The 6,866-nt window shown below is 47.7% G+C and carries 7 protein-coding genes; 6 read left to right on the forward strand and 1 reads right to left on the reverse strand.

Annotated elements, in window-relative coordinates; all coding sequences use genetic code 11:
- The first annotated feature begins 203 nt into the window (after positions 1 to 203).
- The 4 genes from AC1DYT_RS26565 to AC1DYT_RS26580 all read left to right on the forward strand — a co-directional run bounded on the left by AC1DYT_RS26565 (position 204) and on the right by AC1DYT_RS26580 (position 3,940).
- Complete coding sequence (locus tag AC1DYT_RS26565; protein ID WP_477472505.1) at positions 204 to 875, forward strand: response regulator transcription factor; 672 nt, start codon at positions 204 to 206, stop codon at positions 873 to 875.
- A gap of 5 nt (positions 876 to 880) precedes the next feature.
- Positions 881 to 2,245, forward strand: a complete 1,365-nt coding sequence (locus tag AC1DYT_RS26570; RefSeq protein WP_477472506.1) for a HAMP domain-containing sensor histidine kinase — start codon at positions 881 to 883, stop codon at positions 2,243 to 2,245.
- A gap of 227 nt (positions 2,246 to 2,472) precedes the next feature.
- Positions 2,473 to 2,976: a hypothetical protein gene (locus AC1DYT_RS26575; protein ID WP_477472507.1), complete on the forward strand. Its 504-nt coding sequence runs from the start codon at positions 2,473 to 2,475 to the stop codon at positions 2,974 to 2,976.
- A 40-nt stretch (positions 2,977 to 3,016) separates the two neighbouring features.
- Complete coding sequence (locus tag AC1DYT_RS26580; protein ID WP_477472508.1) at positions 3,017 to 3,940, forward strand: bestrophin family protein; 924 nt, start codon at positions 3,017 to 3,019, stop codon at positions 3,938 to 3,940.
- Between the two features lie 96 nt (positions 3,941 to 4,036).
- On the opposite strand, the gene budA is transcribed toward AC1DYT_RS26580, so the two are convergent.
- Positions 4,037 to 4,819 (reverse strand): acetolactate decarboxylase, encoded by a 783-nt coding sequence (gene budA, locus AC1DYT_RS26585; protein ID WP_477472509.1) that lies wholly within the window; start codon positions 4,817 to 4,819, stop codon positions 4,037 to 4,039.
- A gap of 484 nt (positions 4,820 to 5,303) precedes the next feature.
- Here budA and AC1DYT_RS26590 point away from each other — a divergent pair, with 484 nt between their 5' ends.
- Both AC1DYT_RS26590 and rsmD read left to right on the forward strand, forming a co-directional pair.
- Positions 5,304 to 6,104, forward strand: a complete 801-nt coding sequence (locus tag AC1DYT_RS26590) for a DUF3822 family protein (RefSeq protein ID WP_477472510.1) — start codon at positions 5,304 to 5,306, stop codon at positions 6,102 to 6,104.
- The gene (rsmD, locus tag AC1DYT_RS26595; RefSeq protein WP_477472511.1) at positions 6,092 to 6,634 is read left to right on the forward strand and encodes a 16S rRNA (guanine(966)-N(2))-methyltransferase RsmD; all 543 of its coding nucleotides are present in this window, start codon (positions 6,092 to 6,094) and stop codon (positions 6,632 to 6,634) included. Before AC1DYT_RS26590 ends, rsmD begins: the two co-directional genes overlap by 13 nt.
- Positions 6,635 to 6,866: the final 232 nt, after the last annotated feature.

Genomic DNA, 6,866 nt, shown 5'->3' on the forward strand with positions numbered 1-6,866 from the left:
CGAACACCTATCCATACGAACACCTATCCATATTGAATCGGATAAAAAACGTCTTGCTAAAGCTTGTATTCAAACTCATTCATTCGGACACACTGTTTAATCAAGAAATCTTCATGAAAAATAAACTATCATGGCAAAAACATTTGCATATGTCATAGTAATCAAGATGACGATTATTTTTGAAAGGTTATATATTTGCCCCAATGAAGATACTGTTGATAGAAGACGAGGCCAGGCTGGTATCCATCATCCAACGCGATTTAAGCGCCGAGGGGCATGAACTGAGCGTCGCACTCGATGGCACTACCGGCCTTCAAATGGCGCTAATGGCCGATTTCCAGCTCATCATACTTGATATTATGCTGCCAGGTATCAACGGTATCGAAGTTTGCCGGCAGCTTAGGCAGGCCAATACGCAGTCGGCTATTTTGATGCTAACCGCGCTGGGCACTACCGAAAACATCGTAGTTGGCCTGGATAGCGGCGCCGACGACTACATGGTAAAGCCCTTTAGCCTGGCCGAACTTAACGCTCGCATACGCACCCTTGCCCGCCGTAACGGCAGCAACGCCCCCGCCCCCAACCTACTGCAGGTGGCCGACCTGATTATCAATACCGACGAACGCTCGGTAACCCGCGCCGGTAAAACCATCGAACTTACGGCCACCGAATACCGCCTGCTGGAATTTTTGGTGAAGAATCGCAACCACATGCTGTCGCGCATTGAGATACTGGAGAACGTTTGGAACATCGATTTCAACATGGGTACCAACGTGGTAGATGTGTACATCAATTACCTGCGCAAAAAGGTGGATAAGGATCATGAACCTAAACTGATACATACCGTGGTTGGCATGGGATATATCTTAAAATAACGTAAATGAGCATCCAACGGAAAGTTGCCCTTTTATTCCTGGCCCTTACGGTGGCTATCATATCTATACTGAGCGGCGCTATCTTCTACTTCGTGCACCAGTTTACCTTCGAGGATTTTTACAAGCGGTTGGAAGCGAGGGTAAACATCTCGGCGCAGATATACCACCTTAACGATAAGGACAGCATCGGCGTTTATAAGGAAGTACGGCAACGTTACCTGGAAAAACTCACCTCCGAAAAACATTATCTGCTAAAACCTGCCGATTATACAAACGGCCATGGGTTAAAAGGGGTGCCGGCCGAACTGGTGAAGAACATCATCAGCGATGGCCAAACCCGCTACAAAACCGACAATGTTTTTTACGCGGGCAACATCTTCAAATTTGCCGATGGGGACGTGATGATCATTGTATCGGCGACAGACCCCTATGGCTTAAATGAGCTGAACAACCTGGAACATGTATTACTAATAGGCTTCGTGTTATCGGTTGTTGTGGCCTATCTTATTGGTAAGCGTTTCTCTTACCTTACCTTCCAGCCGGTACGCAAGATCATCAAACGGGTAAATACCATTACGGCCAGCAACCTGCACCTACGGCTGGAAGATTACGACGGCAAGGACGAGGTAGCCGAACTGACGCAAACCTTCAACAATATGCTCGACCGGCTGGAAACCGCCTTTGAAACGCAGAATAACTTCGTCAGCAACGCTTCACATGAGTTACGTACGCCCTTGGCCGTGATAAAAGGCGAAGCCGAACTTGCCCTGAAAAGCGTGGACAAACCCGGAGCAGATACCCGCAACACCCTAAGTGCGATACTCACCGGGGCGCAAAGCCTGCAGGATATCATCACCAGCCTGCTTGGCCTGGCCCAAACCGGTTTCGACGGCAAGAAGCAAAACTGGGAACTGATACGTGCCGATGAGCTCATCTGGCTGATAAAAGAAGCTGTGGACCATATCATCCCCGATAATAACCTCAGCATCGATTTATCTGCTTTACCCGACGAGGAAGAACGCCTTCTGTTGATGGGCAACCCCAACCTGTTAAAGCTGGCCCTGAGCAATATTGCCCTTAATGCCTGCAAATACTCCGAAAACAAGCCGGTAAGCCTGAAGCTAAGCGCAGAGAACAAAAGCGTTATTTTCAGCATACAAGATGAGGGTATCGGCATCCCCGAGGGTGACGTGCAGCATATATTCGAGCCATTTTTTAGGGCCTCCAATACCGGCAAGTTCGAAGGGCATGGTGTGGGGCTTCCTCTGGCCCTCAACATCGTGCGCCTGCATAAAGGCAGTATTGCCATCGCCTCCAAGGTTGATAAAGGCACCACCATCAGGGTGATGTTGCCGGTGCATGTAGCTTAGTTTCCAGCCCCAAACGTCATTCCGAATTTATTTCGGAACCCCACACGGCAGGTGGCGACTCTTGCTATCACGCCTTTGCAATCGTAGACTTTTATGATGGGGTTCTGAAACAAGTTCAGAATGACGATTATTTATTTTTTAAAAACTCTAATCAGTTTCTAATCCTCCTCTTAAACGGTTCTAATACCCGGTGCCGACTATTGTATCAAACAATAAAAAACATCGATATGAAAACCACAAACATCCTAATCCCAACCGATTTTAGCTTAACATCTTTAAATGTCATCCCCGCATTGATGCAGCACCAGCCCGGCAAAAAGTTCAACATATTACTGGTGAATTTCCTGGGACTGTCTGACTCCATCTCCGATTTGCTGATGCTATCGCGCCGCAGCCGCGAGCACGAACACATTACGCAAGAGTTTATGGACGAGTGCAACCGCCTGGCTGCTCAATACCCCAACCAAATAGATAGCCTGCAAACCGAATTCTTTTACGGCAACACGGTAGCAGTATTCAAGAATTACCTGGAAGCAAGAGAGATTGACCAGATAGCCAAACTGAAAGATTATAGCTGCACACTGCTCACGCCAAACAGCTACGAACCCACGCAACTGCTGGAGCGTAGCAAATATCCTGTATTAACCGTGCAGCCGTTTACACCTTCGCCGCAGTTGGCCAAAGTGAAGGCACTGCACACCATTGAAGAGCTGGAATGGCAGGAGTTTTAAGCCAGTCCAAACATTTACACATCATCTAACAAAAAACATTATGCTATTAAAAGATAATATCCCCGTTACCTACCTGGTAGGCAAAATAAAAAACGAATTACTGCTGATAGCGGCCTATGCCGTGGCTATCGCGGCTTTCCACTACTTTTTCCCGCAGTTCCGTATATCCATACCTATTGCGGTGCCGGCCATACTGGCTACCATTATATCGCTGCTACTGGCCTTCCGCTCTAACCAGGCTTACGACCGCTGGTGGGAAGCCCGGGGCCTGTGGGGTGCCATCGTGAACGAATCGCGCTCGCTTACCCGGCAGCTGATAACCTTTTTAGATGCCGGCAACGAGGAGGAAGAGAATTTCAAGACACGTTTCGTGCGCAGGCAGATAGCCTGGTGCTATGCGCTGAGCCAATCCTTACGCGGGCAAAACTGCTATATCCGCAGCATCGATTTTTTGGTGGATGAGGAGGTAAAATTCAGCCGACGCTATACCAACGTGCCCAACAGCCTGCTTAAGCTGCACGGCATGGATACCCAACTGGCCTATAAAAATGGCTGGCTGAACGATTACCAGCAGGTAGAGATAGACCGCACCCTAACCCGCCTGTGCGATGCCATGGGGAAATGCGAGCGGATAAAGAACACCATCTTCCCATCTACCTACAGCCTGTACATCCATTTTTGCCTGTACCTGTTTATTGCGCTTTTGCCTTTCGGGCTTATCGAGTTCTTCGGCATATTCGAGGTGCCGCTGATCATCGCCATAGCCGCTGCATTTTTACTGGTAGAGAAAATGGCCATCCACCTGCAGGACCCGTTCGAAAACAAGCCTACCGATACGCCTACTACGGCCATATCGCAAACCATTGAGCGCGACCTGAAAGAAATGCTGAACGATAGCCAAAAAGAAACCATACCGCACCTGAAGCCAGCACGTGCCGAAGAGAAAGTATTTTATATATTGTAACTCAGCCTCACCTAATCCTCTCCAAAGGAGAGGACTTTGAATATTTACCATTGCATTCTTAAGCCCTTCTCCTTTGGAGAAGGGTTGGGATGAGGCCTATTGTTTTATCTGTGTTTCGGCTTTCAGGGCATCGCCTTTTTTGACGGTTTTAAAGTCGAAATTCATGAAGTCACTATCCTGTGGAATCTGTATATCGATGCCTTGCAGCACGGCAATCTCTACCTTCACTTTAGTGACTGCCATATCTGTCATGTGGCCGCCTTTTTTCAAATCGGCAGATAGGAAATGGAAGTGGTAATCGGCAATGGTTACGCTGCTGAGGTATTGGGGCAGCTTAAAACCAATCAGCGTCCCGCTGATGTTGGGCATGGTGAAGAAGTGCTGCTGGTCTAAAATACTCGCCAGCGGCAAAAAAGGTTCTTTATCAGCTTTTGGAAAAGCACGCGTTTTCATCACGCTGAAATCTCCGCTGATGCGGATAGCGTACAGGCCATTGGTTTTGTGGAGATATTGGTCTATCTGGCTGAATACCGTTTTCTTATCCGCAGGCGAGTTGATGTAGAACGCCGTATCTGGCTTAAAATTGGTAGAAAGCACCAGTGGTATCCGGGCGGTATCAGCCATTAAGGTAGTTTCGCCGGTGGCACGGGTTTGATAGGCTTTGCCCTTGTAAATGATTAGTTCGCCATCCAATACGTCCGGCGCGCCGAGGCCGAAATCGCCGTGCGGCAGCATCTCTTTTACGGGCAAGGTTCCGTGGTAAAGCCCCGCCAAAAAAGCATCGGCAATACCGTATTGATACATATAATTGTATTTTTTTTGCTGCGCGGATGCTTGCAGGCAGAGCAGAGAACAGAACAAGGCGAAAAGGACTTTCATGGGCAGGTTTTTATGATTGCCAATATATCCAAAATAGGTAAGGTTACGAAACGGTAAAAGCAGGTGCCAAGCGCGGTTTTTTTTTTAAGTGTTCCACTTTAAATGTTAAACACTTATTTTTTAATTACAATTGATAGTCAGCATTTTACAGTTTTTTTGTGGAACACTTTGGAACACCCCAGCTCTTTAGATAAACTACACAATTATCTTATTATTAATAAGTTATAAACTTAGAATAAAAAATGCTTTTTAATGAAAGTGGAACACTTTCGATGCCACGCCCCGTCTCGTCCTGTATCGGGTTTACCCTTCGGGTGCTTAGTCCCAATGGGGGTTTACGGCCAGCGCCGCTGCCAGCTATCTCAAAAAAAATCCGTTTAAAACCTCCCACTCTATTTCAGCCAGGCAGCCCTCCTGCCCAAAAAATGCTCTCAACTATCTTAATTAAGTAAGCCGAAAAAATATTACTTTTGCTAAACCCTGCATGAGCGAGCACAACTACAAATACACCGACGAGCAACTGAACCTTAGCGAAGCTGCTGATTACAATTTGTTATTACAGATTGACCAGCATAGTTTCAGCTATGCCATTGCCCACGATAAAAAATTACTGGCCTGGGCCGAAAACTGCCCGCTGGCCGAACTCACCACGCCGCAGCGGTTACGCGAAGTGCTTACCGCCGACTATAAAAAAGTTGTAACCGGCCTAACTGCGGGCGGATTCACGCTGATGCCCGAAAGCTTGTTCGATAATGAATACGCCGCCAACGTGGCTCGCCTGCTTGATGTGCAGGAGAACGATATGGTGTACGCCCAAACGCTGGACAGCAAGAACACCATTATTTATAAAGTAGAGGAAGCCGCAGCAGCATCTCAGGGTATCTTCAAAAACGAAACCACCGTTTACCGCGCCAAGGGATGGATTCAGGCTATTGCCAGCAACTACCCCACCAGTACAGATTTGTACCTGAACATAGAGAATGGCGTGGTAGAGATTTTGAACTTTACTTACAACGGGCTGCGTTTTTATAACACCTTTACCTACAAGAGCCACGAGGAACTGGCATACTTTGCCGCATTTGTGGCCGATGAACTGGGCCTGACGCCCGAAAAGCTAACCTTAGTGCTCAGCGGCGACATCAACGACTCCGACAAGAGCTTCACTTACCTGGCCGAATTTTTCGGCATTGTGCGCATCAATGATATCAAGGTGCTGGTGTTACCACAGCAGGTGATCCCGCATAAAATACTGAGCCTTGCCGCTTTATCGCTATGCGCATCATAGGCGGCCGATTAAAGGGCTTGCGGCTTAACCCGCCAAATAATCTGCCCGTACGCCCTACCACCGATCTGGCTAAAGAGGCTCTTTTCAACATCCTGCTTAATCAAATTGAGTTTGAAGATATCACCGTGCTGGATCTTTTCAGCGGCACCGGCAATATATCTCTCGAGTTTGCTTCGCGAGGCGCAGCGCAGGTTACCAGTGTGGACCGCAGCCAGCAATGCGTTTTTTATTTAAAGGATACCAGCCGCCAGCACGGCCTTACCCAGATACAAGCTTTTAAGGCCGACGTATTCAAATACCTGGATATGGAGACCGAGCAGTACGACCTGGTATTTGCCGACCCACCTTACGACCTCAACAAAATCCCCGAGATACCCAAAATCGTTTTCGATAAGCAACTGCTGAAACCCGGCGGCCTGCTGATAGTAGAGCACCAGTCGCTGCAAAACCTAAGTAACCACCCCGCTTTTGTGGAGCAACGGAAATACGGGCATTCGTCGTTTTCGTTTTTTAGGGCGGCGGAAAAATAAACTTATCCGTCATGCCGAACTTGTTTCGGTACCCCACACGGCAGGTAGCCATTATGCAAAATGGCTATGCAAGGTCGCTACTTTTATGATGGGGTGTTGAAACGAGTTCCATTAGACTTGCAAAGAAATTAATTAACAGATTGTTGTTGATAATTTTGGCATGTTAAAATGTGGAGAAGATAGCCGGTAGGAAATAGTCACGAGTTCTAGCCTTCGAGGCTCTATGTTGATC

It is taken from the genome of Mucilaginibacter sp. P1_D10 (assembly GCF_056406215.1).

Bases quoted from the DNA above. Each gene is read 5' to 3' on its own strand.
- budA (WP_477472509.1), bottom strand. From the start codon at position 4,819: ATGAAAGTCCTTTTCGCCTTGTTCTGTTCTCTGCTCTGCCTGCAAGCA.
- rsmD (WP_477472511.1), top strand. From the start codon at position 6,092: ATGCGCATCATAGGCGGCCGATTAAAGGGCTTGCGGCTTAACCCGCCA.
- AC1DYT_RS26580 (WP_477472508.1), top strand. From the start codon at position 3,017: ATGCTATTAAAAGATAATATCCCCGTTACCTACCTGGTAGGCAAAATA.
- AC1DYT_RS26590 (WP_477472510.1), top strand. From the start codon at position 5,304: ATGAGCGAGCACAACTACAAATACACCGACGAGCAACTGAACCTTAGC.
- AC1DYT_RS26565 (WP_477472505.1), top strand. From the start codon at position 204: ATGAAGATACTGTTGATAGAAGACGAGGCCAGGCTGGTATCCATCATC.
- AC1DYT_RS26575 (WP_477472507.1), top strand. From the start codon at position 2,473: ATGAAAACCACAAACATCCTAATCCCAACCGATTTTAGCTTAACATCT.
- AC1DYT_RS26570 (WP_477472506.1), top strand. From the start codon at position 881: ATGAGCATCCAACGGAAAGTTGCCCTTTTATTCCTGGCCCTTACGGTG.